A 25,151-nucleotide genomic window follows, 5' to 3' on the forward strand; every position below is an offset into this window, starting at 1 on the left:
CCCACATTCGAACCAGGAGATTTTGTGACCGCTGACCTCGTCATCGTAGGGTCGGGCTTTTTCGGCCTGACAATCGCAGAACAGGCCGCCACTGAGCTGGGCTTGAAGGTCGTCGTTATCGACCGCCGCCACCACATCGGCGGCAATGCCTACAGCGAAAAGGAGGAGCAGACCGGGATCGAAGTCCACCGGTACGGCGCCCACCTCTTCCACACCTCCAACGAACGCGTCTGGGAGTACGTCAACCGCTTCACGACGTTCACCAACTACGTGCACAAGGTCTACGGCGTCCACAAGGGCGAGGTCTACTCCCTGCCCATCAACCTGGCCACCATCAACCAGTTCTTCCGTGCGAACCTGACCCCGGGCCAGGCCCAGGACCTGATCAAGGAACAGGCCGGAGAGCTCGCGGGCACCGACCCGCAGAACCTGAACGACAAGGGCATCCAGCTGATCGGCCGGCCGCTCTACGAAGCGTTCATCAAGCACTACACCGGCAAGCAGTGGCAGACGGATCCCAAGGACCTGCCCGCGGGCATCATTTCCCGGCTCCCGGTGCGTTACAACTACGACAACCGCTACTTCAACGACAAGTACGAGGGCCTGCCGACGAACGGCTACACCGCGTGGATCGAGAAGATGGCCGAGCACCCGAACATCGAGGTCCGGCTCAACACCGACTTCTTCGATGAGTCGCACGAGTACAGCAAGGACAAGGTCGTCGGCAACATCCCGGTCGTCTACACCGGACCGGTGGACCGCTACTTCGACTACGCCGAGGGCGACCTCTCCTGGCGCACCATCGACTTCGAAGAGGAAGTGCTCGACGTCGGGGATTTCCAGGGCACCTCCGTGGTGAACTACAACGACGACGACGTCGCCTACACCCGCATCATCGAGCCGCGCCACTTCCACCCCGAGCGCGAGTACCAGACGGAAAAGACCGTCATCATGCGTGAGTTCTCCCGCGCGGCCGAGAAGGGCGACGAGCCCTACTACCCGATCAACACCGCCGCCGACCGCGAACGGCTGCTCAAGTACCGCGACCTCGCGGCCGCCGAGCGGGACGTGCTCTTCGGCGGGCGCCTGGGCACCTACAAGTACCTGGACATGCACATGGCCATCGGTTCCGCCCTGACCATGTTCGAGAACAAAATCCGCCCGCACTTCGAGGCCGGCGCCAAGATTGAAAGCGGAGGAGTGGACGCATGAGCGTAGCCGTGGACGCATCGACACGGGCTGAAGACCAGCGCCCCTTCCGGACTGTCCACCGCGTCGTGCTGCCGGTCGACGGCGACACCGACGTCCTTCCGCTGTACGTCGATTTCAACCCGGTCCAGCGCGTGGTGCAGCTGTCCAAGCGCGCCCTCCGGCGGGGTCGGATCTCGGCGCCCCCGACGGTTCCGGCTACCTCGCCCCAGCACTCCGGCTTCATCACCGGCCGCAACAGCATGACGCTGCCGGAGTTCCGGAGGGTTTCGCTGGGAACCTATTTCAACGCGTTCCCCGCCAGCTACTGGCGGAACCACACCGCCGTGGAGACGGTACGGCTGACGGTCGACGTCGACGCCGAGGCAACGGTCATTGTCTACCGTTCCAGCCCCCGCGGCACGGCGAACCGGGTGGACAGCACCCACGCCTCGCAAGGCGGAGAGGTCACCTTTGACCTGCCGCTGAAGTCGTTCGTCGACGGCGGCTGGTACTGGTTCGACCTCGTGGCCCACGGCACCCCGGTAACCCTCAGGAGTGCCGGGTGGTCCGTCCGCGAACCCGAAGGGTTCGTGCCCGGCACCCTCTCCATCGCGGTGACCACCTTCAACCGGCCTGACTACGCGCTGCGCCACATCGGCACGCTGGCCGGGGACGCCGACGTCGTCAAGATCCTGGACCGCTTTATCCTGGTGGACCAGGGGACCGACAAGGTCCGCGCCCAGCCGCAGTTCGAGGAGCAGGCGGCGATTCTCGGGGACCGGCTCAAGATCATCGAGCAGGGCAATATCGGCGGCTCCGGTGGCTTCTCGCGCGGCATGGACGAGACGCTGAAGGATGGGCGCAGCAAGTACGTCATGCTGCTCGATGACGATGTCAGCATCGAAACCGAAGGCATCCTGCGCGCGGTTAGCTTCGCGGACTTCACGCGGACGCCCACCATCGTGGGCGGGCACATGTTCAACCTGTACGAGCGCTCAGTACTGCACACCTACGGCGAGCAGGTCGACGACGCCCGCTACTTCTGGCGACCCGCCGTGAACACCAAAGAGGCCCACGACTTCGGCGCCAGCAACCTGCGCACCACGCCCTGGATGCACCGCCGGATCGACGTCGACTACAACGGCTGGTGGATGTGCATGATCCCCACCTCGATCGTCCGCGAGGTCGGCTACGCCCTCCCCGTCTTCATCAAGTGGGACGACGCCGAATACGGCATCCGCGCCAAGGAACACGGCATCACCACGGTGACCCTGCCCGGCGCCGCCGTCTGGCACATGCCCTGGAGCGAAAAAGACGACACCATCGACTGGCAGGCCTACTACCACCAGCGCAACCGTTGGGTGGCGGCGCTGAGCCACTCACCGCGTAAAAAGGGCGGCCGGATGCCGTTCGAAAGCATCGCGGTTGATGTCCGGCACCTGATCTCGATGCAGTATTCCGCCGTTGAAGTCCGGCTCAAGGCGCTCGAGGACGTGCTCAGCGGACCCGAGCACCTTCACGCGACTATCGCGGACAGGCTGGATTGGGTGCGGAAAACCCGCGCCGACTTCACCGACGCGCGGATCACTCCGGACCTGCACTCGTTCCCGCGTGTCCTCCGCTCCGGTGAAGTGGATGCGGAACACGAACCGAACTACGTGGCGGAATCGCTGGTTCGCGCGGTCACCGGGCTGCTGCGCCAGCTGCGTCCCGTCCGCGAGGACGCAATGACGAATCCCGAAGTGGCCGTCCCGGCTGTGGAGGCGCGCTGGTGGCGGCTCGCGGCACTCGACTCTGCCCTCGTGTCCTCCTCGGACGGCAGCGGCGCGTCCTGGTACAAGCGTGACCGGAAGCAGTTCGGTAGCATGCTCCTGCGGACGGTCCGGCTGCACATGAAGCTGATGGCCGAATGGGACAACAACGCCCGCCGGTACAAGGACGCGCTGCCCGGGTTCACCGGCCAGGCGGCCTGGCGGGAAACCTTCGAGGCTGTCGCGGTCAAGGAACAGGAGAGGGGAGAGGCGAAGATATGACCGCCACTCCATCCGGTGGCGGAACAGTGGTTTCCCCGCTGACCACCCCCGGCGAAGGGGGAGGGCTGCGGGACGTGTTCCGCCAGTGGTTCCTGCTCAAGCTCCTGGTGCGCAAGGAAATCAAGGTCCGCTACCGCGGCTCGGTCCTCGGGCTGCTGTGGTCCTATGTCAAGCCGCTGATGCAGTTCCTGGTCTACTTTGTGGCGCTGGGCATCTTCCTGAACCTCCAGGGCAGCACCCCGAACTACGCGATCTACCTTTTCTCCGGAATCATCCTGGTGAACTTCTTCGTTGAGGTCCTTGGCAACTCGACCCGTTCGATCGTCGACAACCGGGACCTGATCCGGAAGATCTACCTGCCGCGTGAATTGTTTCCGGTCTCGACGCTGCTGGTATCCGCCATCCACTTCCTGCCCCAGACGCTGGTGCTCATCGGTGCCTGCCTGATGGCGGGCTGGGCCCCGAGCATCCTGCAGCTCGCCGCCGTGGTCCTCGCCTTCATCATCGTCGGCGTGCTGGCCACCGGGTTGGGACTCCTCTTCGGAGCCGCCAACGTGTACTTCCGGGACTCGGAAAACATCGTCGACATGATCCTCATGATCGTGACCTGGGCCTCGCCGGTCCTGTACGTCTGGACCATGGTGGAGCGGGCCCTCGGCCCGTACTTCTTCCTGTACCAGCTGAACCCGATGACCGTCGCGGTGGAGATCTTCCACTGGGGATTCTGGTACCCGACCCTGAACGCCGACCAGGTCGCGGCCGCCCCGGTCATGCACGGGCTCGCTTCGGTCTGGGCGCCGGTGGCGCTCGGCGTCTCGCTGGTGATCCTGTTCATCGGCCAGCTGGTCTTCCGCAAGCTTTCCGTCCGTTTTGCCCAGGAGCTGTGAAAGTCATGCAGGAAAAAATGCTGGCGATTACGTGCACGGACGTGCGCAAGAAGTTCGTGCTGCGGCACACCAGGTCCCTGAAGGAAGCGCTGGTCTGGTTTGTCCGCGGGCGCAAGGGCGACATGTACAAGGTTTTCGACGCGCTGCGGGACGTCTCCCTGGACGTCCACCAGGGGGAGACCGTGGCGCTGCTCGGCCTCAACGGCTCGGGCAAATCGACGCTCCTCAAGCTCATCTCCGGCGTGCTGCAGCCCGATGCCGGTACCGTCCGGACGCGGGGGAGGGTGGCCGGTTTGATCGAGGTCGGAGCGGGCTTCCACCACGACCTCAGCGGACGGGACAACGTGTACCTGAACGGTGCCATCCTGGGCATGACGGAAAAGCAGATCAACGAGATGTTCGACTCGATCGTTGAATTCGCTGAAATCGGGGAGTTCATCGACACCGAGGTGAAGTTCTACTCCTCGGGAATGTATCTGCGTCTCGCCTTCTCGATTGCCGTGCACACGGACCCGGAGATCTTCCTGATCGATGAAATCCTTGCGGTCGGCGACGAACCGTTCCAGCGCAAGTGCATCGCGAAAATCAAGGAGTTGGCGGAGGCAGGGAAGACACTCTTTGTCGTCAGCCATGACCTCGACCTTGTCTCCACCGTCTGCGAGCGGGGCGTCCTCCTCGAGCACGGCAACGTCGTCCTGGACGGACCGGTCGCTGAAGTCGTGACGGAACTGCGACGCCGGTCGGCCGCGGCGTCCTAGTCCGCCGTCCGCCGCCCCATCTCTTGAGGAGTTGCCACAGATGTCCTGGTTTGCGAGCCTGCCCGCGGTACTGACGGCCGTCCTGGTGCTGGTCGTGCCCGGACTGGTCCTCGGGCGTGCCCTCGGCTTCCGGGCATTTGCCGTTGCCGCGCTGTCACCGGTGCTCTCAATCGCACTGGTGTCCGTTGCGGGCCTGCTGGCCCCGTTCCTGAAAGTCCCGTGGTCGCTTCTGCCGGTCGCCGGCCTGACCGCCGTCGCTGTCCTCGCGGCCGTGGGTCTCCGGCACGTGCTGCCGGAACGATGGCGCGGGCTTCAAACAGATTGGCGGATCGATCCGCGGTTCTGGTGGGCCCTTGGCGGTGCCGGCCTCGGCGGCATCATCATTTGTGCGCGGATGGTGGAGGTCATCGGGTCCCCGGAGCACATTTCCCAGACCTTCGACAACATCTTCCATCTGAATGCCATCCGTTTTATTGAGGACACCGGCCAGGCGTCGTCGCTGACCCTCGGCGCCATGACCGGCGGCTCGTTCTATCCGGCGGGCTGGCATGCGTTCATCTCGCTGATTGCCCAGACCTCCATGGCTTCTGTCCCCGTCGCGGTCAACGCCGGCAACGTCGCCATCGCGTCCATCGCATGGCCCCTGGGCTGCGTATACCTCTGCCAGCAGGCCCTGGGCCAGCGCAGGGACGCCGCCTTCATCGCGGGCATCCTGTCCGCCGGGTTCGGAGCGTTTCCCCTGCTGATGATCCACTTCGGTGTCCTCTATCCGAACCTGCTGTCGCTGTCCCTGCTGCCGGCCCTGCTCGCGCTGGGCGTGCAGGCCCTGGGGCTTTCAGCAGTTCCGGAGCTTCGGGGACCGCTGCCACTGGTCGTGCTGGGGCTCGCCTCGGCCGGCGTTGCCCAGGCGCACCCCAGCACCTTCCTGGCCTTCCTGGCGTTCCTGGCTCCCGCCGTGCTGTACGTCTACGTGGTTTCGATCCTGAAATGGCGCCGGGACTGGGCGGCGAACAAGGCGAAGGCCGCCGCCTGGAGCGCCGCCCTCCTGGTCGGAGGCGCGGCGGCGCTGGGCCTCTGGGTTTTCGCCAGGCCATCCTTCGCGGCAGCCTTCTGGCCGCCGGTTCAGTCCATCCCGCGGGCGCTGCTACAAGTGGCGGGCAATGCGCCCCTGGGCACCTCGCCCGCCGTCGCAATCTCGCTGCTCACGGTGGTCGGCGTCGTCCTGGCCGCCCGCAAGCGGCGCAACTGGTGGCTGATCGGCGTCCTGCTTATCGCGGCGCTGCTCTTTGTGGCCGTCTCCAGCTTCCCCGCCGGCCGGCTGCGCTACCTGCTCTCCGGCACCTGGTACAGCGACAGCTACCGGCTGGCCGCCCTGCTGCCGGTGGCGGTGATAGTGCCGGCCGCCGTCGGGGCAACCGCCGCCTGGACATGGCTCCGGTCCCGACTCGCCGCGGCCGGCGCGGGTGCAGCCGGCGTCGGCGACGCCGGTCCGTCGCGGAGTCCGCTGCTGTCTCGCAAGCCAGTGAAGGCGACGGTGTCGGCAGCCGGCGCCGTGGTGCTGGTGGTCCTCACCCAGTTGGGCAGCGTTCCGGACATGGTCTCACTGGCCCGCGGCAGCTATGCGCTGACGGCGGAGTCGCCGCTGCTCACCTCGGATGAAGCCGCCGTCCTGGCCGAGCTGGACCAGTACGTTCCGGCGGATGAGGTCATCGCCTCGAACCCGGGAAACGGCAGCGCCCTGGCCTACGCCCTGGCCGGCCGGCGCACCATGCAACTTCACATCCTGACCAGCAACGAGAACCCGGATGACAAGACCATCCTGGCCCGGCTGCGGAACGCCAAGACGGACCCTGACGTCTGCCCCGCGGTGTCGCGGCTCGGCATCGGTTACGTCCTGGACTTCGGCACCCAGGAAATCAATAACGAGCACCACCCCGCGCCCGGCCTGGCCGACCTTGAGAAGGCCGGCGTGGCCAAGGTGGTCGACCAGCACGGCGAGGCCAAACTCCTGAAACTGACCGCATGCAGGTAAACGGGCCGCCCTTTTTGCACGCGATACACTCGGACCTGTCCAGCGGGCCCGCACCATTGTCCACCACCGAAATACTGAGGATTCAAACATGGCCATGACGCCGCCGAATGGACCAACGACCGGCAAGGTGGTCGGCCGGCGCGGATTCCTCGCCGCAATTGTTGCCTTGCCCCTGGCGCTGCCCGCCTGCAGCTCGACCAAGGGCAGTGACGCAGTCGAGGTCTCAGCCAGCGCGTTTCCGCTGAGCCTCACCCACAGCTACGGGACGACGACGGTAGCCGCGCCGCCCAAGCGCGTCGTGGCGTTGAGCAGCGCAGACGCCGACACGGCGGCCGCGCTGGGTCTGGCCCCGGTGGGGATCTCCGGCTCCGCCTCGTCGCCGTGGTTCACCGACGCGATGCGGGACGTCGACGGCGCCCCTCCGTTCCTCCTCAATGACAAAGTCGCGATGCCGCTCGATGACATCCGCAATCTTGATCCGGATGTCATTTTGGCCGTCGGCGGCAGCATCACCCGCGCCGACTACGACAAGCTCTCGGAGATCGCGCCCGTGGTGCTCTCCGAGTCGGCGGATTCGGGCCGTGACTGGCGCCAGCGGTCGGCACTTATCGGAAAGGTCCTGGGCCGTAGCAACGCTGCCTCCGAGCTGCAGGCCAAGACCGAGGGGGCGGTCAGGGATTCGGTCCGCGACTACGCCGGACTCAAGGGAACCACCGTCCTGTTCGCGGCGGCGTCGTCCGCGGACGGCGCCGACATCCAGGTCTATCCTGACGATTCCGTGGTGCTGGGCGTGCTGAAAGATTTCGGTCTCGCTCCGGCCCCGGCGCTGGCCAAGGTCAAGGCAGAAGGCCGTGCCACCGGCGGGCAGAAGTCGCCGGTCGCCTACGTGTGGCCGCACGAACGCGCCGATGAACTCACCGCGGACATCCTGGTGGCCTCCATCAGTCAGGACGACATGGCCTCCCTGCGTGCGGGCGGCAAGATCCCGGCGCTGACGACGGCCAAGCAGCCCTCCCTGTTTTATGCTGCGGGGATCGAGGATCAGGCCCTGCGGTCCGGATCCGCGCTGGGCGTCGCCTGGGCCGGCCGGAACATTGTTCCGGAACTGGCGAAGGCGGCCTACTATGAACAGCAGCGCAGCGCAGGCAAGTAGTACGCAGGAAAGTAGTACGGAAAGTAGTAGTACGCAGGAAAGCGAAGAGCCAGGCCGGGACATCGTCCCCGGCCTGGCTCTTTTGCTGGCAGGGCGCTACCCGCAGGCAGTCACGCGGAAAAGGCGGGCGCTGCCCACGGCCTTGACGAGCTTTACTCCCGGGGCGGTGTTGTCCGTCAGGTCGCGGACGCCCACGAGGGGCTCGGCACGCGGGGTGATCTCGGTGTTGCCGAAGTCGAGTGCCCAATAGGCCTTGAGCGACTTGATCGCCGGGCATACTGCGGCGTTGTAGGCGGCTTCGTCCCAGTGGTCAAGGAGGAGCTGTTCCTCCGGGGTACGGATGCCGAAGATATGCGGGGCCAGGGCGCGGCGGCCGGAGAAGGCATAAACCAGCGAGGCGCCGGTCCGGGGGTTGCCCACCACGACGTCGCCCTCGGGCACAATGGCCGCCACTTCGTTGAGCAGTGAGACCTCGTCGGTCGACAGCAGCGAGGCCGTCGGCGTCGTGGTGAAGATGGTGCTGATGCGGTTCTGGACCGTGGAGAGGGTTCCGCCCTGGGCGCCGAGGCCAAGGGCCAGCAGTACCACGCAGCCCATCGCGATGCCCGAGGACGCCGGCAGCCGGCCGATCATGCCCGAGGCTGCCCGGGGAAGGGCTGCCGGCCGTTCCTTCGCGGTCGCGATCAGGGCTCCGGTCAAGGCGCGGACGCGCCAGATCACCCATTCGGCGCCGAGCACGACGACGGGGAGTGTCACCACCGGGAGCAGTGCGGCAAGCCTGAAGCTGTCCGTGTACCAGACTCCGGTGAGGAAATTGCGGAAGAAGCCGTTGCTCCAGCTGGAAACCACCAGGTAAAGCACGGCGCCGGCGGCGTACATGCCGGCGACCCACCAGTAGCGTCGCAGTTGGCGTGCGATGACGTACAGCCCCACGATGGTCAGGACCAGCATGACCCAGGCAGTGGTGGTTCCCATGGGCGCGCTGCCGAGGATTTCGCCGATGGCCCGTGCGTTGGTCTGGAACGGGGTCCAGCCGGCAGAGCTGAGGCTGGGGCGGGCGACCACCCAGACAGCGGTGGTGGCGAGCAGGTAAGCGACCGTGAAGGCCAGCCAGAACCGCGGCTGCCGCCGTGAGACCAGCCCTTCCCTGGCAGCGAGCCAGGAACGGATCAGGCGGCCGATCACCACGGGGGTGGCGAAGCCGAGCAGCGCCACGAAGGTGCTGGGGTGGGAGAGGGCGAGGCCCGGAACGGTGGCGGCAAGAGCCAGGACAGGCGCCAAAGGCGAGCCCGGGGGAGTGCGCGACATCCCGAGGGCCTCGATGGCCAGCCCAAGCACGGCAGGAAGCAGGGCGATGGCGGCGTGGTTCGGGTACAGGACACCGTAGCCCACCATGAGGTAGGGGAACCCGCTGAACCCGGCGGAGAGGATTCCAGCCGCCAGCAGGGGCATCGGCCGGTAGCCGACGATCCGGCTGATCAGGAACACGCAGCCCAGCGGCCAGACGATGGCCCCGGTAACGATGGTTCCGACGTTGACCACAGCCATGACCGACGGGGCACCGAGCATCAGGACCAGCGCCATGGAGTCGTGCATGGCCGCCGGGTACAGGCCCTTGGACGCGGCGGTGAGGTTGCCCAGTGTTAGCGTCGAGCCGTTCTGGGTATCGGCGATGTAGCGGACCGCGTTGAGGTGGTAGATATTGTCGAACGTCTCGGAGAAGCTGTCCGGGGATCCGAAGCCGGTGATGTAGCGAAGGCTGATGATCGCCGCAGGGATGAGGACGGCGGCGGGAATGGCCAGGCGGGCCAGCCAGATTCCGGTGTCCGCAGGGGAGAGCGGGACGTTTGCTCCCAGGAAGCCGGTGAACCGGGTCCCGGCTGCCTCGGATCCGGCTGCCGACCGGCGTCGGCGGCGGAGCAGCCTGAACACTGCCACGGCGGCCGCCGCGAGCACGCTGACGGCGAAGTAGCTCACCGGGTTAAAAGGGAGCTTCAGGTACGGCAGCATGATGGCCGTCATGCCGGAAACGGACGCCGATACGGGGGCGGCCAGGGCCACCAGGTTCAACCGGCGAAGACCGGCAGCTGCCAGGATCATCAAACCGGGAAGGAAGTAAACCAGCGCAGTCGCTGCCAGCGTAGGAAGCGTTTCCCACCAAGTCATTGATCCAGTCTCCTAAGTTTCAGAGCCAACCCTACAAGTATGCGGACGGCCTCACGAATCCGGCGGCGGGCGCCGGAGCCGCGCTGGGCGGCAGCGCACAGCGGGGCAAGGGGCGGCAGTGGCACGTTGCTATACTTTCAAACCATGGGTAACTCACAGCGTTCCGGCGTTTTAATAGTCATGCCGGCTTGGAACGAGGCCGAGGCCATCGGCAACACAATCCGGAAAGTCCTGGCTGTAGTCCCCCAGCATGATGTCCTCGTCGTCGACGACGGCTCGAAGGACGACACCCCGAGGATTGCCCGGGAAGCCGGTGCCACGGTCCTCCGCCTGCCTTTTAATCTGGGCGTCGGAGGGGCGATGCGGGCGGGATTCAAGTACGCCCTCCGCAACGGCTACAGCTCGGTGATCCAGGTGGACGCGGACGGCCAGCACGATCCGCACGACATCGACCGTGTTCTGGCCGGCCTGGAGTATGCCGACATCTCGATTGGTGCCCGTTTCGCCGGCAAGGGAAACTACGGAGCCAAGGGCCCCCGCCGCTGGGCCATGTTCTTCCTCGCCAAGGTCATCTCGGCGGTCGCCGGAACCCAGCTGACGGACGTCACCTCGGGGTTCCGCGCCGCGAACGAAACCGCACTGCGGCAGTACATTTCACATTTCCCGGCCGAATACCTGGGGGACACCATCGATTCGCTGGTCGTGGCGGTCAAGTCCGGCTGCCGCGTGACCCAGGTGCCCGTCGAAATGAAAGAACGGCAGGCCGGTACCCCCAGCCAGGGGCCCATCAAAGCATCCATCTATCTCGCGCGCTCGGGCCTGGTCCTGTGTTTCGCGCTGGCCCGACGCCGGACTCCGCGCGCGGCCGAACTACATGCGCCGCTGTCCGGCGACATTGCCGGAGAGGGAAGTGCCTAAGGCATGAACGTTGCAGGTTCCTTGATTTTGTCCATCGTGATGGTGGCAGTAGTCCTCATAATGCTTCGCAACGGCCGGTTGCGGGAGAAGTACGCGATCCTGTGGCTGGTCATCGGCACGCTGACCATCATTCTGGGTATCTTCCCCAGACTCCTGAACTGGGCGGCCGCGCTGGTGGGCGTCGTCGTTCCGTCCAATCTGCTGTTCGCGCTGGCGATCCTGCTGCTCGTGGGCGTCAGCCTGCACGTCTCCCGCGAACTCACCATCCTTGAGGATGAGACCCGCATTCTTGCGGAAGAAGTCGCCATCCTGCGATCCTCCGTGGAACGACTCCAACGGGAATCCAAACCAATCCAGCCGACGGCAGGCGGGGCCGAGACGGCTTCCGCCGTGCCGCCAACCGAGAGAAGAAAATAGTGACAATTGACGTAATGTTCCCGTACTACGGGGACGTAGCCATGATGAAGGCTGCTGTTTCCTCCGTACTCGCACAGGACGACAAGGATTTCCGCTTCACGATTGTGGACGATGGCTATCCGGACGACACCCTGCCGGAATACTTCGCCGGCCTCGTGGCCGCGGACGACCGGGTCCGGTACTACCGGAACGAGGTCAACCTCGGCGCCAACGGCAACTACAAGAAGTGCGTGGGCCTGGTTGAGCACGACATCGTCGTCATCATGGGCGCCGATGACCTGATGCTGCCGAACTACCTCAGCACGGTCCGCAAGGCCTTCCAGGACCCGGAAGTCAGCATTGTCCAGCCCGGTGTCGAGGTGATCGACGAGAACGGCTCCGTGTACCAGCCGCTGGGTGACTCCGTCAAGCAGTTCCTCCGCCACAAGCTGGTCGGCAAGGCATCGGAAGCAATCGTCGCCGGCGAAGCCATCGCGGAAAGCCTCATGGTGGGCGACTGGCTGTACTTCCCCTCGGTTGCCTGGCGCGCCGACGCCATCAAGAAGCATGACTTCCGCCCCCAGTACGACGTCGTCCAGGACCTTGCGCTGGCCATCGACATCACCCTCAGCGGCGGCAAGATGGCCGTCGTGGACACCGTCTGCTTCCAGTACCGCCGCCACCGCGAGTCCGACTCCTCGGTCCGGGCGCTGGACGGCCGCCGCTTCGCCGAGGAGCGCGCCTTCTTCGACGAGTGCGTCCGTGACTTCACCGCCAAGGGCTGGTCCTCGGCCGCCCGCGCCGCGCGCTGGCACCTCACGTCCCGGCTGAACGCCGTGTCCCTGACGCCGAAGGTGGTCTCGAAGGGAATGTGGCCGGGCCTGCGCAAGCTGGTCACGCACGCCGTCAGGCCCTGACCATCCGAGCCCGCCGCCGGGAGCGGCGGTGGTGATCCCGATCGACAACTTAAGGTGCCGCTCAGTCCCATGGACATCCAGAACCACTACTACGGCCACTCGGCCGTCTTTGCCCTGTACTGCGGATCGCGCAGGCTCCGCCACGTGTCCGGCCTTATCCAGCACGGATGGACCGTCAGCAGCCCGGTAACGGCCCAGTTCGGCGACTTCGCCAGCTGGGGCCCGGCCCGGCGCCGGCTTTCCTGGACCAGCTCTTCACGCGGCTGGAGCCCGGACGACGCCGGCAACTTCTTCAGCGACGGCACGCCCATGCTGGACGCCATCGGCGCCCCGTACCTCTACCTGCTTGACGCCGCCCGCGCCAACGGCGCCGTCCCGGAACGCACCGACCGAACCCTCGTACTTCCGCTGCACGGGACGGCCCTGCTCAAGGTGGACGGTGACCACGGCGCCTACGCGCAGCTGGTCCGCGAAAAGGAGGGCCCGGCGACGGTATGCCTCCACATTGATGATCTCCACAACGACGAGATCCTTGATGCCTGGCGCTCTGCCGGCCATGACGTGGTTAGTGCCGGGGACCGCCGCGACCCGCAGTTCATCGGACGGATCCTCTGGATGATGTCCGTCGCGAAGCGTGTGGTGTCCAACCGGCTGTCGACCTCCATCATGTACGCAGCGGTCAGCGGGGCCGACGTCGCCATCTACGGTCCGGACTTCCGGCTGGGCGCCAACGCCGCCGCGGATCCGGGCCTGGTCATGCGGGATCTGTGGCCGGAGTTCTACGACGAGTCCACGCCCCAGCACGTGCTGACGTCGATCGCCGAAGCAGAGCTGGGCCGCGGGGACATGCGCACGCCGCATGAATTGTCCCGGCTGCTCGGCTGGGACGCACACACGGTGGTTCCCTTCCTGGAGTACTGGGCCAGCGGCCCCCTGACCAAAGCGCAGACCGTGCTCGGCCTCAAGAAGGTCCCCGAAGGCGCGCACGCAACCGAGAAGGGGCTCTCCCCCTGGCACTGGATCCGCCACCCGCTGCAGCACCTGCCCTCGCCGTTGCCGAAGCTGCCGGCGATGGCGGCCGTGGAGCCGTTGAGGCCCTAAGGCCCGGGGCGGCGGGGTGCCTGGGCTACCAGGCGCTCCAGCCGCCGTCGACGGCGATGGTCTGGCCGGTCACGTAACGCGAAGCGTCCGAGGCCAGCCACGCCACGACGCCGCGGAAATCGTCTTCGGTGGCCATCCGGCCCAGCGGGGTCAGCTTTTCATACCGTTCCGTGAAGGCGCTGTCCTGTCCGCGGGCGATGCCGCCGGGGGCGAAGGCGTTGACCCGGATTCGGGGTGCGAGCACGGTGGAGAGATAGCGCGTCAGCTGCACGATGCCGCCCTTGGTGGCGCCATACGCGGCCGGGTTACCCATCCGGGTTCCCTCGTAGAGTCCCATGTTCGGCGCGACGATGCCGTAGATCGATGAAACATTGATGATCGATGCCCCCGCGCTTTCAGCGAGCTTGGGCGCCAGCTGCCGGGCCAGCGAAAACGGTGCCCGCAGGTTCAGGGAGGACGCCAGCTCGAACGCCTCATCCGTCTGTTCCTCGAACGGCACGGCGTAGCCCGGGACCCCGGAGGTCCCGGTGAAGGCGGCGTTGTTCACCAGGATGTCCAGGGGACCGTCAATCGCCTCGACTAGTTTCCGGGTGCCGTCGGGTTCGAGCAGGTTGGAACTGATGCCGCGGGCGGCCACACCGTGGCGGTCGTGCAGGCCCGCGGCGACCTCCTGGCACGCCTGCTCGTGGATATCGGAGATGATGACGTCCGCGCCCTGGGCCGCTAGCGCGTCCGCGAGGACGCTCCCCAGCGGGCCGGCCCCACCGGTGACCAGCGCGGTCCGGCCGGTCAGGGAAAAGAGGTTCTGCGCGCTGCTCATGCTGAGTGGTCCTTGTCCAGGGTCTGGCGGGAGTTCTTACCCGCGTCGTCGAAGCCGGGGAGAGGGGCCAGACCGGCGGAGACGACGGCTTCAACCAGCAGGAATTCGTTCTCGTCATCGATGCTGAAGGCATGGGTCTCGGGAATCTCGGCGTAGCCGTGGCGGCCTTCGTCGAACCAGCTCTTCTCCAGCCGCCGGATGAATTCGGCCCGCCAGACGTAGAAACTGCCGTTGATGCGCAGGAACCGGGACACGTCCTGGCGCCGCACCACACCTGTGCCCTCGGCGAAGTAGCGCTCGAGTTCGATGCCGCCTTCGGTCTGCGGCTTGACGCCCACCCAGGTCGGGTTGAAGAACGGCTCGGAGACCGCGACGACGCCGTCCAGTTCGGGGCTGCCGCCGAGCGTCGCGATGGCTTCGTTAACGCTCTCGGGTGTGCGGGTGGGGCTGGTGGGATCCAGCAGCAGGACCATGTCGTAGGTCGTGCCGTCCAGTGACTCCATCGCCTCCAGGGCGTGCCGGAGGACAACGCTCATCGGGGCGGAGTCGCTGGCGAGGTCCGCTGGGCGCATGAAGGGGACTTCCGCGCCGGCAGCGCGGGCGGCTTCGGCGATCTCGGGGTCGTCGGTGGAGACGATGCAACGGACGTTCTCTCCCAGCAGGGCGGCGAGGGCCACGCTGTGGGCCAGCAGGGGTTTGCCCATCAGCGGCCGGATGTTCTTACCGGGCAATCCCTTGGAGCCTCCCCGGGCGGGGATGACTGCAAGAACGCGGGGCGCGGACGGTTTTTCGTTCATTGTTATTTCTCAACCTCGTCGTGTGATCGCAATGGTGCGTGGCCGGATTGCGGTATCACCACAGTACCTTTTCAGTTCCGCCGGTCGCCGAGGCCAGCCTGGCCGCGTCGCAGATTGCGACCGCCAGCAGCCCCTCGGCCAGGCCGGCCGGGGAGAACGCCTCCATGGAGCGGCCGGTGACGGTCCCTGCCCGCTCGAGCACCGCAAGGGACTGGCGCGCCAGCACAATGTCGACGTCGGCGTCCGCCGGGAACGCCGCACGGACCGAACCGGCGGGTTCCGCCGCGGAAGCGGGCCAGTCCAGCGTCACTTCGTTCCTTACTGCGTCCCAGCCGATTGCCCCCTGCTCGGTCGCAATCCGGATGCTGCGCGTTTTAACCGGCGTGACGTAGTCCAGGCGCAGGTGCACGCAGGGACCATCGCCCCACAGCACATCGGCGGACTCTTCGGCCTCGATGCCGAGGATCCCGTGCCCGAGGGTGGCCTTAAGGGAAACCGGGGCGCCCAGCAGCATCGCCGGGTAGTCGATGTCGTGGACCAGGTCCCGGAGGACCCCGCCGTCGTCCTTGCGGGCCGAGTAGCTGCTGCGGAAGTCGCGGCCCGGCCGCCACGAGGGCAGCCACGACTGGGACACCACCTGGGCGCTGGTCACGCGGCCAAGCAGGGGCAGAACATCCGCCGTCAGTGCCAGCCCCTGATGGAAGCGCAACGGTGCGCTGACCGTGATGGTGTTGGCCCGCGGATGCTCCAACAGCGCGCGCGCTTCTTCCGCGGACGGTGCGACCGGCTTCTCCAGCAGGATCGAAGCGGGGGAGTGTTCCAGCGCCTCGAGGGCGTCGGCGACGTGCCGGTTGGTGTCGGTGGCGATGATGACCAGGTCAAGGGGTTCGTCCGGGTAGCCCTGGACCAGCTGGACCGAGGCGGGGTAGTCGGCGGCGCGTGCGGACGGGTCCGACGACGGGGGCCTAACCGGCCACGCAAAGAGTTGTTCGACCCCCAGGCTGTGCAGCACACGCAGGTGCCGGGCCCCGATGGAGCCCGTACCGCGGACAAGGGCACGCAGCGGGCGGCCCGCTTGGGCCCGGGCGGCAGGCGTGGCGACGCTCGCCATCACCTTAGAATCGTCCAAGTATGATGAAAAGGTCATCTGGCAACTCTATTCTCAAAGGCGCTGCGACTATAAATGGATGGGCAATCCCCGAAGGAAACGGCATGGCTCATCATCGGCGCCTCCGGCCATAGCCGCAGCCTGGCCGCCATCATCCGCGGCCGCGGCGAACGGATCGCCGCCCTCAGCGACCGTGCCTTCGGCACCGCGGGTGCGCGCCCGGATGGCCCTGTCCCCGACCTCGCCGCTTTCGCGGGCCGCGACGGCGAGACTCCCGCCTGCTTCGGGGACGACGGTGAGGCCTTGGACTACGCCGCCCGGCATTCCCTCGCGATCGCCGTCGGGATCGGCGACAACGCCATTCGCTCCAAGATTGCGGACGCGATCCTGGCCGAGGCCCGCTTTGCAGCACTGGCCGCTCCGCTGGTTGCCAGCAGCGCGACCGTGGACAGCACGGCTGTCCTCGGCGCCCTCAGCCAGGTCTGCGAGCACGCGCATGTGGGTCCGCAGGCCCGGATCGGCGACGCTGCGGTCATCAACACCAGCGCCGTCGTCGAACACGACGCGGTGGTTGGAGCCGGTACCCACATCGCCCCGGGGGCCGTCCTGCTGGGGGCCGCCGTGACGGGAATCCAGGTGTTTCTAGGCTCGGGTGCCCGCATCCTGCCGGGCGTTTCCGTGGGGGACTTCGCGGTGCTGGGGGCAGGGTCGGTGGCGACGCGGCCGTTGGCCGGTATGACAACATATGTGGGAGTGCCCGCACAGCGACTTGTATCTACGAAAGGTCCAGCCAATTGACTCATGACCCGATTTCCAGCTCCGTAACTTTTGGCAGCCACCGCATCGGCCCTTCCGAAGAGATCTTCATCATCGCGGAGGCCGGCGTGAACCACGATGGTGATGTGGCCGTGGCCCATGAACTCATCGACCTGGCCGCCGATACGGGTGCAAACGCGGTCAAGTTCCAGACCTTCAAGCCGGAGGCCCTGGTCACCGGATCGGCCGACACCACGCCGTACCAGAAGGCTGCAGGGTTCTCGGAGTCCCAGTCGGAGATGCTGGCCCGGCTCACGCTGCCCGAGTCCGCCTGGGCCGAGTTGCGGGACCACAGCACCGAACGCGGCATCACCTTCCTTTCCACTCCGTTCGACTACGACAGCGCCCTGATGCTGGCGGAACTGGGTGTCCCGGGGCTCAAGATCGGGTCCGGAGAGCTCACCAACACTCCGTACCTCGCCGCGATCGCCGAGTTCGGCATCCCGATGATCGTCTCGACCGGCATGGGCACCCGCGAGGAAATCGCCGCGGCGCTCGAGGCGACTGCCAAGGCTCCGGCCACCGTGCTGCTGCACTGCGTCTCTGCGTACCCCGCACCGCTGGAAGAAGCCAACCTCCGGGCCATCCCCGCGCTCCGCCAGGAATTCGGCGTCGAGGTCGGCTGGTCGGATCACACCCCGGGGTCAGTGACGGCCATCGCCGCCACCGCCCTCGGGTCCACGCTGCTCGAGAAGCACATCACCACCGACAAGACCCGCAACGGCCCGGACCACTCGGCATCCTTGGAGCGGGCGGAATTCGCAGACTACGTGCGCTTTGTCCGGGAAGCGCACCTCGCGCTCGGGGACGGGAACAAGCGGCGGATGCCCAGCGAGGAAGCCAACGCCACGCTGGTGCGCCGTTCCTTCCATGCCGTCCGCGACATCCCGGCCGGTGCCGTCATCACGGCCGACGACGTTGCCATCCTGCGCCCCGAAGGCGGGCTGTCGCCGTCCGCCCTCGTGGTGGGGCAGCAGGCCAAGCGCGCCATCGCCGCCGGTTCTCCCGTAACCGGCGGGGACATCGCCTGAGATGAAGGTTCTTGCGTTCGCCGGCACACGGGCGGATCTCTTCCCGCTGGGACCGGTGCTGGTCGCCCTGGCCGCCGATGCCGCAGTGGAGCTTAACGTCGCGACCGCCATCGGTTTCCCTGACGGCACAGCGCACGCCCGGCTCCTGGAGGCGGGGCTGTCGCCCGACACGTTCGTCCACCACGAACTGGGCCTGTACCTGGCAGAACCGTCCGCCGAGCGGCAGTCGCTGACCGGCGCGGCCCTGTCCGCCGGGATGGCGAAGCTGCTGCCCGAGCTCAAGCCGGACGCCGTCGTCGTCCTGGGGGACCGGTGGGAACTGCTCTACGTGCTGCCGCCGGTGGTGATCAGCGGCATCCGCCTGATCCACCTGCATGGCGGCGAGGTCACCGAAGGCGCCCTCGATGAACGGGTCCGCCACGCGGTGACCAAGCTCGCGGACCAGCACTGCGTCAGTACGGCACAGGCCGCGCGCAGGGTTGCCCAGCTGGGCGAGTCCGCCGAGCGGATCCACCAGACGGGCGCCCCGGGGCTGGACCGTTTCGCCCATCCCGTGCCCTTGAGCGGTGAGGAATTCCAAGCCGAGTTCGGCGTTCCGCTGGTTCAGCCCCTGGTCATGGTGACCTACCATCCGCCGACCGCCGAGATGGCGACCAACGCCGGCGAACTGGCCCGGCAAGTCTTCGAAGAATCCCTCGCCCAGGCCGGCACGGCCATCCTCACCTACCCCGGCTTCGACGCCGGCCGGGAGGACATCATCGCCGTCCTCGAGGAGATCCGGGAGCGGAACCTGCCGGGGGTCATCGTGCGCGAAAGCCTGGGCCCGCTCTACCCCCGGGTCATGGCCACCGTGCGTGCACTGGTAGGGAATTCCTCCTCGGGAATCCTGGAAGCAGCGTCCTTCCACGTGCCCGTGGTGAACGTCGGTGACCGGCAGCGGGGCCGCGAGTACGGCGCCAATGTGCTGCAGTGCCGGGATGAGCGGAACGAGATTCACGCTAGTATTGAAAAGGCCCTGAGCCCGCAGTTCCACCTGATGTGCCGTAGCGTGGTCAACCCGTACGGGGATTCCCACTCCGCAGAGCCAATCGAACGCGTGATCGTGGGTAGCCTTGCCACGGGCCTGACCAAGGCTTTTGTTGACTTACCGCTGGAGAGTTGAATCTATGACCATTGAGGGACCGTTGAGCAACGTCTGCGTGGGCCCCGAGGCCACCGTGCGCCAGGCGTTGGAAGCAATCGACCGTGGCGCTTCGGCAATTGCGCTGGTCACGGACGACGGCCGCCTCCGCGGTGTCATCACCGACGGCGACATCCGCCGCGGCCTGCTCAGCGGGGCGCAGCTGGACTCCCCGGCGCTTAAATTCGCCAACGTCGAGCCGCACGTGGTCCGGCCGGAGGCCACCCGCGCCTCGGTGCTGGACCTGATGCGCAGCCTGCGGATCAGCGAGGTCCCCGTTGTGGACGACTCCGGCACGCTCGTCGGGCTGCACACCCTTAACGACATCGTCGGACGCAAGCGGCTGAGCAACATCGCAGTGATCATGGCCGGAGGCAAGGGAACCCGCCTGGGTGCCCTGACGAAGGACACCCCCAAGCCGCTCATGACCGTGGCCGACCGCACCATCATCGAGTGGATCATCCTCGGCCTGGTTGAGTCCGGCATTACCAACATCTACGTTTCCGTCGCCTACCTGGCGGAGAAGATCAAGGACCACCTCGGGGACGGCTCCCAGCTCGGCTGCAAGATCAGCTACCTTTACGAGGATCCCGCGACCCCGCTGAACACGGCCGGTGCGCTCGGACTCCTGCACCACGAGGTGCCAGACATTTCCGAGCCCGTCATCGTGACCAACGCTGACCTGATGGTGCGGTACTCCGCGGCGGACTTGCTGGCCTTCCACAGTTCCAGGAACGCTGCGGTAACAGTTGCTGCCCGGCCCTACACGCACCAGGTGCCCTTCGGTGTGCTCGAGATCGGCGAAGGCCGGTCCATCAGCTCGGTGGTGGAGAAACCGACCATCGAATTCGAAATCAGCACCGGGATCTACGCCGTTTCGCCCGAGGCCCTGGCGATGGTGCCCTACATGAAACCGTTCTCCATGCCCGACCTCGTCAAAGCCTGCATCGACGACACCAAAAACGTGGCCGCGTGGCCCATTGAGTCCGACTGGATCGACGTCGGAACTCCCAAAGACCTAGCAACAGCGAAAGGCCAGTGATAGCCGTGAACTACCAGGACATTAAAGGCAAGACAGTGGTCGTTACCGGCGCCGATGGCTTCATCGGCAGCCACGTCACCCAGCGCCTCATCGCCGAGGGCGCCAACGTGCGCGCCCTCTGCGTGTACAACTCCAACGGCTCCTACGGCTGGCTGGACGAGCTGAGCCCGGCAGAGCGTGACGCCGTGGACCTGCAACTCGGCGACATCCGCGACTCGGAATTCGTCTCGGACCTGGTCAAGGGCTCCGACGTCGTCCTCCACCTTGCCGCGCTGATCGCCATCCCGTATTCCTACCAGGCGCCCCGCTCCTATGTGGAGACGAACGTCGTCGGAACCCTGAACGTGCTCGAAGGCGTGCGGCGCCACGGCGTCGGCCGCCTGGTCAACACCTCCACGTCCGAGGTCTACGGCACCCCCAAGACTGTCCCGATCACGGTCGACAACGAACTCCGCGGCCAGTCGCCGTACAGCGCAACGAAGATCGCCGCGGACAAGCTGTGCGAGGCCTGGGCCAGCTCCTTCGAGACGCCCGTGGTCGTCCTGCGCCCGTTCAACACCTACGGCCCCCGGCAGTCCGCCCGCGCGGTCATCCCCACCGTGCTCCAGCAGATGGTGGCCGGCGCCGAAAAGATCCACCTCGGATCGCTGACCCCGCGCCGCGACTTCACCTTTGTCTCGGACACCGCGGACGGCTTCTTCAAGGCCGCAACGGCTGACATCCCGCTGCAGGGCCAGGTCATTCAGCTCGGCACCGGCCACGACGTCACCATCGGTGAACTCGTGGAAATGTCCGCCAAGGTCACCGGCTCGACTGCCGAAATCATCACCCAGGACGAGCGCGTCCGGCCCGAGGCCAGCGAGGTCATGCGCCTCCTTTCGGACCCCTCCCAGGCCCTCGCGGAACTTGGCTGGGCACCCCAGGTCAGCCTCGAAGACGGTCTGCGCCAGACCGCCGAGTGGATCCAGGCCCGCGGCGTTGACGCGTCCGCAGCCGCGAAATACTCCCGCTAAACACCCGCCAGAAAGGCACACCGTGACGCGAGTCCCCCTAGCCATTCCCAACATCGGCGCCCGCGAGGCGGAGCTGATGAACGAAGCCATCAGTTCCGGTTTCGTCTCCTCCGTGGGGCGCTTCGTGAGCGAGTTCGAGACCCGCTTCGCCGAATACGTTGGCGCCAAGTACGCCGTGGCCTGCGCCTCGGGCACGGCCGCGCTGCATATCGCCATGCGACTGGCCGACATCCAGCCGGGGGACATGGTGGCCGTCTCGGACTTCACCTTTATGGCGAGCTCAAACGCGGCGTCGTACCAGTTCGCGGAACTGCTCCTGGTCGACTCCGATGCCGAGTCCTGGTGCATGGATGTCGACCTGCTCCGCAAGGAACTTGAGCGCCGGAAGGTGGCGGGGGAGAAGCTCCCGAAGGCCATCGAAATCGTGCACATCCTCGGCCAGCCTGCCGACGTCGCCGCTGTCGTGGAACTTGCCCGCGAATACGGGATCATTGTGATCGAGGACGCCGCCGAGGCGCTCGGCGCCACCTGGACGGCCGGCCCGCTGGCCGGCCGTCACGTGGGAACCGTCGGTGACATGGGCGCGTTCTCGTTCAACGGCAACAAGATCATGACCACCGGCGGCGGCGGCATGTTCACCACCGACGACGAGGAACTGGCGCGCCGTGCCAAGCACCTCTCGACCCAGGCCCGTATGCCCGACCGCGGCTACCTGCACGACGAGATCGGCTTCAACTACCGGCTGACCAACATCGCAGCCGCGCTCGGCGTCGCCCAGCTTGAACGCCTCGACGATTTCGTCGCCGCCAAGCGGGCCGTCGCCAAACGTTACAACGACGCGTTCGCCGGAACGGCCATCCAGACGCCGCCGACCCTCCCCGGACAGGAGTCGACGTACTGGCTGTACTCGATCCAGGTTCCGGCGGAGCGCGGGCCGGGTGCCCGGGATGAGCTCCAGGACTTCCTGGCCGAGGTGGACATCGAGTCCAGGTCGCTATGGCGCCCCCTGCACATGCAGCCGCCACTGAAGAACGAGCCCTTGCTGGGCGGCGCCGTCGGCGAAGATCTCTTCGCCCGGGGCCTGTCCCTGCCGTGCTCGACCGAGCTTACGGAAGCCGATCAGAAGCGCGTAATCGACCGGGTCCACGAATGGCTTCAGCTCAACGGTGGATGATGTAGCCGGCAGCGCCGACCGCCCGGGGACAGCCGAGCCGGCTTCCCGGACGGGACGCAACTCGGTGCTTTACCTCGCCGGGGCCCTGATGCAGGGCCTCGGCGTGTTCCTCGTCCAGCCTTTTGCGCTCCATGTGCTCAACAGCGACGTCAAATGGCAGGAACTGTTCCTGTCCGTGTCGCTGATCCAGGTGGGCGTGGTCCTGGCTGCGGCCGGCCTTCCGCTGGCCATCACCAAGGCCTGGTTCGACCCGGACGGGCCCTCGAAGGCCCGATCCATCAGCGGACTGCTGACCGTGGGCGGAATTCTCGTCGGCGGCCTGGCCGCCGCCGTCTACTGGGCTGCGGCGGGCGCCGGTCATTCCACGAGCTTTGTCATTGCACTGGCGGCGATGGGACTGCAGTCCGCCGTGCTGGCGGCCCAGGCCATCCTCCGGGCCCAGGGCCGGGCGATCATGTTCGTCGTCTTGAGCCTGTGCTCGTCGATGGCGGCCTACGTCGGCGGGCTCGCCGCCATGCTGGTCTTCGGCGCGGAACCGGAAATCTTCATGGCCGGCTATGGGCTGCTGGTCCTGCTCAGTGCAGTGCTTTCTGTCGCCGTCGCCCGGCCCGCGCCGCCCTTTGCCCACCGGGGCGCCGCCAAAGAGGCTCTCGCGATCGGCCTGCCCGTCCTTCCCCATACCGGCGCGCTGATGCTGCTGACCCAGGGGGCGGCGTTCCTGCTGGCCCTCACGGCCGCCAATGGTGTCTCCGGTGACTACGGCAAGGTCCAGATTTTCGTACTCGGCACGGTGACGCTGCTCGGCGCCCTGAACAACGCCTGGGTCCCGGCGCTGATGTCTGTGCGCGGCAACGCAAGGGTCGCCACGATGCGCTCGACCATGACGACGGCGAGCCTGGCCGGGCTGGCGATCATCGTTGTCGCTGCCGCCGGAGCGAACCTCGTGACGCACGTGATGGCCGGCGGCAAGGAAAGCCTGATCCCGGTGGCGCAAATCATGCCTCTGATCGGGCTCGGCTACGTCCTGTACCTCAACGCCTCCACCCTCTTGTTTGCCGACAATGCCACCTGGTGGCTCTCCATCGTCACCCCGACCGTCCTCGGCGTCGGCGTGCTGCTCGCGCTGTGGCCGGCGACGCACGGGGACCTCGTCGGCATGGCCGTGGCGTCCGTGGCAACGTTCTTCCTGCTGGGCTGTGCGTATTTCCTCGTTGCACGGCGGCGCGCCGCCGGTGGCTGGGCGCTCAAGGTCTATGGCGCCTGCTGCCTGGCCGCGGTGGCCTACGTGGCTGTCCTCCTGCTCCTGCCCCGGGATATCCTGACGGGCGTAATAACCGTCGCGGTAGTGGGTGCGGTAATGGCCGCGGCCGCCATCATCTGGCGGGCCCTCGCCCGCCGCGCCACCGCGGTAGCCCAGAGTCGAAAGGAACAGATCCTTGACTGACGCACCGCCAGTGGTGGAACGGACCGGAGCGCCGTCGGCCAAGCCTGCCCCAGGCCCCATCATCTTTTTCGACTTCGCCCGCGGGGTTTCCGCCCAGGCGGTGGTCCTGGGCCACGCGCTCAACATCTTTGTGCCCGGGATTTTCATGGTCCCCGGACAACGGGTGTTCTACATGCAGTCCTTCGCCGTGATCATCTTTTTTGTACTGTCCGGCTTCCTGATCACCAGCGCCGTCCTCAAGAAGAAGTCCCAGCCCGGCTTCACGTTCGGCTCGTACCTCATTGACCGGATCGCGCGGGTGGTCTATCCGCTCGTCCCGGCCCTGTTCCTGATCACCGTGTTCGACTTCCTCGTCCTCCACGGCTCGACCAAGTTGCCCTTCATCAGGATCGACCTCAGCCCGCAGACGATTGCCGGCAACTTCCTGCTGCTGTTCAATCACCCGATCCTCCAGGAACTGGCGCCCCGGCTGCGGATGCCTTGGATCAGCGTGGGTCCGGTCGGTTCGGGCGCCCCGCTCTGGTCAGTGGTGGCCGAGTGGTGGATCTACGTGGCGTTCGGCCTGCTGGCCTTCGCGGCCATCCGCCGGATGAAACTGGGCGTCGGCAGCGCCCTCCTGCTGGTGTTCGCCATTGCCGTTCCCGTTGGCTACATGGCGAAGGGCGGCTACGAGTCCCTCGCCTGGATCATCGGAATGCTCTATGCAATGGCTGCCGCGCAGCTGCGCAAGCTGCCGGCCTCGTTCCACGGGATGCTCGCCATCCTGGCGACGGCAGGATTCCTGGTGTCCCTGTATTACGGCGGGCAAAACCTGCATGCGGCCAGCGCCATCGGCACCGCCTCCGTGGCATTTTGCCACCTGTACTTTTGGCTGTCCGGCCGCAAGGAGCGAGCCGCGGCGGCGCCGAACTTTGATGGTGCGCGGCCGGCTCCGGCGACCCAGTGGTTTAACAAGGCCAGCGTCTTCCTGTCCAGCTTCAGCTATTCGCTGTACCTGATCCACTTCTCGGTCATCACCTACCTCTGGTTCTACCTGCACGACCGCCTCAGTGCGTGGCAGCTGATTCCGCTGGCGCTCGTGGTCAGCAATGTGCTGGCCTACGGCTACTTCCTCCTGGTGGAACGGCACTTCCACAAGGTGGGAAAGTTCCTGAAAGCACGCCTGCTCAGGTAG

The 25,151-nt window shown here is 66.5% G+C and carries 22 protein-coding genes; 18 read left to right on the forward strand and 4 right to left on the reverse strand.

The features are described 5' to 3' along the window. Window positions 1-24: 24 nt before the first annotated feature. From glf to AC1DH3_RS03125, 6 genes are all read left to right on the forward strand, one after another. Complete coding sequence (gene glf / locus AC1DH3_RS03100) at window positions 25-1,212, forward strand: UDP-galactopyranose mutase (protein ID WP_441417270.1); 1,188 nt, start codon at window positions 25-27, stop codon at window positions 1,210-1,212. Further along, complete coding sequence (locus tag AC1DH3_RS03105; protein WP_441417271.1) at window positions 1,209-3,224, forward strand: glycosyltransferase; 2,016 nt, start codon at window positions 1,209-1,211, stop codon at window positions 3,222-3,224. Before glf ends, AC1DH3_RS03105 begins: the two co-directional genes overlap by 4 nt. After that, window positions 3,221-4,111 carry an ABC transporter permease gene (locus AC1DH3_RS03110; protein ID WP_441417272.1) on the forward strand — a complete coding sequence of 297 codons (891 nt, stop codon included), beginning with the start codon at window positions 3,221-3,223 and terminating at the stop codon, window positions 4,109-4,111. Before AC1DH3_RS03105 ends, AC1DH3_RS03110 begins: the two co-directional genes overlap by 4 nt. Before the next feature lie 5 nt (window positions 4,112-4,116). Next, the gene (locus AC1DH3_RS03115) at window positions 4,117-4,869 is read left to right on the forward strand and encodes an ABC transporter ATP-binding protein (protein ID WP_441417852.1); all 753 of its coding nucleotides are present in this window, start codon (window positions 4,117-4,119) and stop codon (window positions 4,867-4,869) included. A gap of 40 nt (window positions 4,870-4,909) precedes the next feature. Further along, complete coding sequence (locus AC1DH3_RS03120; protein WP_476908562.1) at window positions 4,910-6,901, forward strand: DUF6541 family protein; 1,992 nt, start codon at window positions 4,910-4,912, stop codon at window positions 6,899-6,901. Between the two features lie 88 nt (window positions 6,902-6,989). Next, the gene (locus tag AC1DH3_RS03125) at window positions 6,990-8,054 is read left to right on the forward strand and encodes an ABC transporter substrate-binding protein (protein ID WP_476908563.1); all 1,065 of its coding nucleotides are present in this window, start codon (window positions 6,990-6,992) and stop codon (window positions 8,052-8,054) included. 96 nt (window positions 8,055-8,150) lie between these two features. Here AC1DH3_RS03125 and AC1DH3_RS03130 read toward each other — a convergent pair whose 3' ends face one another. Then, window positions 8,151-10,220: a DUF6541 family protein gene (locus tag AC1DH3_RS03130; protein WP_441417275.1), complete on the reverse strand. Its 2,070-nt coding sequence runs from the start codon at window positions 10,218-10,220 to the stop codon at window positions 8,151-8,153. 144 nt (window positions 10,221-10,364) lie between these two features. On the opposite strand from AC1DH3_RS03130, the gene AC1DH3_RS03135 reads away from it, so the two are divergent. From AC1DH3_RS03135 to AC1DH3_RS03150, 4 genes are all read left to right on the forward strand, one after another. Continuing rightward, window positions 10,365-11,138: a glycosyltransferase family 2 protein gene (locus tag AC1DH3_RS03135; protein WP_441417276.1), complete on the forward strand. Its 774-nt coding sequence runs from the start codon at window positions 10,365-10,367 to the stop codon at window positions 11,136-11,138. 3 nt (window positions 11,139-11,141) lie between these two features. Beyond that, a complete protein-coding gene (locus AC1DH3_RS03140) occupies window positions 11,142-11,555 on the forward strand; it encodes a DUF2304 domain-containing protein (protein WP_441417277.1) in 414 nt (137 codons plus the stop codon). Beyond that, window positions 11,555-12,451, forward strand: a complete 897-nt coding sequence (locus AC1DH3_RS03145; RefSeq protein WP_441417278.1) for a glycosyltransferase family 2 protein — start codon at window positions 11,555-11,557, stop codon at window positions 12,449-12,451. The genes AC1DH3_RS03140 and AC1DH3_RS03145 overlap by 1 nt, the downstream gene beginning before the upstream one ends. A 69-nt stretch (window positions 12,452-12,520) precedes the next feature. After that, complete coding sequence (locus AC1DH3_RS03150) at window positions 12,521-13,552, forward strand: hypothetical protein (protein ID WP_476892252.1); 1,032 nt, start codon at window positions 12,521-12,523, stop codon at window positions 13,550-13,552. A 25-nt stretch (window positions 13,553-13,577) separates the two neighbouring features. On the opposite strand, the gene AC1DH3_RS03155 is transcribed toward AC1DH3_RS03150, so the two are convergent. The 3 genes from AC1DH3_RS03155 to AC1DH3_RS03165 are packed head-to-tail and all read right to left on the reverse strand — an operon-like array spanning window position 13,578 to window position 16,316. After that, a complete protein-coding gene (locus AC1DH3_RS03155; protein ID WP_476892253.1) occupies window positions 13,578-14,372 on the reverse strand; it encodes an SDR family oxidoreductase in 795 nt (264 codons plus the stop codon). Further along, window positions 14,369-15,169: an acylneuraminate cytidylyltransferase family protein gene (locus AC1DH3_RS03160; RefSeq protein WP_476908564.1), complete on the reverse strand. Its 801-nt coding sequence runs from the start codon at window positions 15,167-15,169 to the stop codon at window positions 14,369-14,371. The genes AC1DH3_RS03155 and AC1DH3_RS03160 overlap by 4 nt, the downstream gene beginning before the upstream one ends. Before the next feature lie 55 nt (window positions 15,170-15,224). Beyond that, window positions 15,225-16,316, reverse strand: a complete 1,092-nt coding sequence (locus AC1DH3_RS03165; RefSeq protein ID WP_476892255.1) for a Gfo/Idh/MocA family protein — start codon at window positions 16,314-16,316, stop codon at window positions 15,225-15,227. A 36-nt stretch (window positions 16,317-16,352) separates the two neighbouring features. Between AC1DH3_RS03165 and AC1DH3_RS03170 the strand changes: the two genes are divergently transcribed. From AC1DH3_RS03170 to AC1DH3_RS03205, 8 genes are read left to right on the forward strand one after another with little or no spacing between them, the layout of a single operon-like run. After that, on the forward strand, window positions 16,353-17,075 hold the full coding sequence (locus tag AC1DH3_RS03170) for an LbetaH domain-containing protein (RefSeq protein ID WP_476892256.1): 723 nt from the start codon (window positions 16,353-16,355) through the stop codon (window positions 17,073-17,075). Then, a complete protein-coding gene (locus AC1DH3_RS03175) occupies window positions 17,072-18,124 on the forward strand; it encodes an N-acetylneuraminate synthase family protein (RefSeq protein ID WP_441417284.1) in 1,053 nt (350 codons plus the stop codon). Before AC1DH3_RS03170 ends, AC1DH3_RS03175 begins: the two co-directional genes overlap by 4 nt. A 1-nt stretch (window position 18,125) precedes the next feature. Further along, the gene (gene neuC, locus AC1DH3_RS03180; RefSeq protein WP_476908565.1) at window positions 18,126-19,286 is read left to right on the forward strand and encodes a UDP-N-acetylglucosamine 2-epimerase; all 1,161 of its coding nucleotides are present in this window, start codon (window positions 18,126-18,128) and stop codon (window positions 19,284-19,286) included. A 4-nt stretch (window positions 19,287-19,290) separates the two neighbouring features. Continuing rightward, window positions 19,291-20,346 (forward strand): sugar phosphate nucleotidyltransferase, encoded by a 1,056-nt coding sequence (locus tag AC1DH3_RS03185; RefSeq protein WP_441417286.1) that lies wholly within the window; start codon window positions 19,291-19,293, stop codon window positions 20,344-20,346. Between the two features lie 5 nt (window positions 20,347-20,351). Continuing rightward, window positions 20,352-21,359, forward strand: a complete 1,008-nt coding sequence (locus AC1DH3_RS03190) for an SDR family NAD(P)-dependent oxidoreductase (RefSeq protein WP_441417287.1) — start codon at window positions 20,352-20,354, stop codon at window positions 21,357-21,359. Between the two features lie 22 nt (window positions 21,360-21,381). Continuing rightward, window positions 21,382-22,533: an aminotransferase class I/II-fold pyridoxal phosphate-dependent enzyme gene (locus tag AC1DH3_RS03195; protein ID WP_476892258.1), complete on the forward strand. Its 1,152-nt coding sequence runs from the start codon at window positions 21,382-21,384 to the stop codon at window positions 22,531-22,533. Next, window positions 22,526-23,977, forward strand: a complete 1,452-nt coding sequence (locus AC1DH3_RS03200; RefSeq protein WP_476908566.1) for a polysaccharide biosynthesis protein — start codon at window positions 22,526-22,528, stop codon at window positions 23,975-23,977. Before AC1DH3_RS03195 ends, AC1DH3_RS03200 begins: the two co-directional genes overlap by 8 nt. After that, entirely contained in the window at window positions 23,970-25,151 is a 1,182-nt protein-coding gene (locus tag AC1DH3_RS03205; RefSeq protein WP_476908567.1) for an acyltransferase family protein, read from the forward strand. Before AC1DH3_RS03200 ends, AC1DH3_RS03205 begins: the two co-directional genes overlap by 8 nt.

The sequence above is a fragment of the Arthrobacter sp. 05L428 genome, from assembly GCF_056397665.1.

Bases quoted from the DNA above. Each gene is read 5' to 3' on its own strand.
- AC1DH3_RS03105 (WP_441417271.1), top strand. From the start codon at position 1,209: ATGAGCGTAGCCGTGGACGCATCGACACGGGCTGAAGACCAGCGCCCC.
- AC1DH3_RS03110 (WP_441417272.1), top strand. From the start codon at position 3,221: ATGACCGCCACTCCATCCGGTGGCGGAACAGTGGTTTCCCCGCTGACC.
- AC1DH3_RS03115 (WP_441417852.1), top strand. From the start codon at position 4,117: ATGCAGGAAAAAATGCTGGCGATTACGTGCACGGACGTGCGCAAGAAG.
- AC1DH3_RS03120 (WP_476908562.1), top strand. From the start codon at position 4,910: ATGTCCTGGTTTGCGAGCCTGCCCGCGGTACTGACGGCCGTCCTGGTG.
- AC1DH3_RS03125 (WP_476908563.1), top strand. From the start codon at position 6,990: ATGGCCATGACGCCGCCGAATGGACCAACGACCGGCAAGGTGGTCGGC.
- AC1DH3_RS03130 (WP_441417275.1), bottom strand. From the start codon at position 10,220: ATGACTTGGTGGGAAACGCTTCCTACGCTGGCAGCGACTGCGCTGGTT.
- AC1DH3_RS03135 (WP_441417276.1), top strand. From the start codon at position 10,365: ATGGGTAACTCACAGCGTTCCGGCGTTTTAATAGTCATGCCGGCTTGG.
- AC1DH3_RS03140 (WP_441417277.1), top strand. From the start codon at position 11,142: ATGAACGTTGCAGGTTCCTTGATTTTGTCCATCGTGATGGTGGCAGTA.
- AC1DH3_RS03150 (WP_476892252.1), top strand. From the start codon at position 12,521: ATGGACATCCAGAACCACTACTACGGCCACTCGGCCGTCTTTGCCCTG.
- AC1DH3_RS03155 (WP_476892253.1), bottom strand. From the start codon at position 14,372: ATGAGCAGCGCGCAGAACCTCTTTTCCCTGACCGGCCGGACCGCGCTG.
- AC1DH3_RS03160 (WP_476908564.1), bottom strand. From the start codon at position 15,169: ATGAACGAAAAACCGTCCGCGCCCCGCGTTCTTGCAGTCATCCCCGCC.
- AC1DH3_RS03165 (WP_476892255.1), bottom strand. From the start codon at position 16,316: ATGACCTTTTCATCATACTTGGACGATTCTAAGGTGATGGCGAGCGTC.
- AC1DH3_RS03170 (WP_476892256.1), top strand. From the start codon at position 16,353: ATGGATGGGCAATCCCCGAAGGAAACGGCATGGCTCATCATCGGCGCC.
- neuC (WP_476908565.1), top strand. From the start codon at position 18,126: ATGAAGGTTCTTGCGTTCGCCGGCACACGGGCGGATCTCTTCCCGCTG.
- AC1DH3_RS03185 (WP_441417286.1), top strand. From the start codon at position 19,291: ATGACCATTGAGGGACCGTTGAGCAACGTCTGCGTGGGCCCCGAGGCC.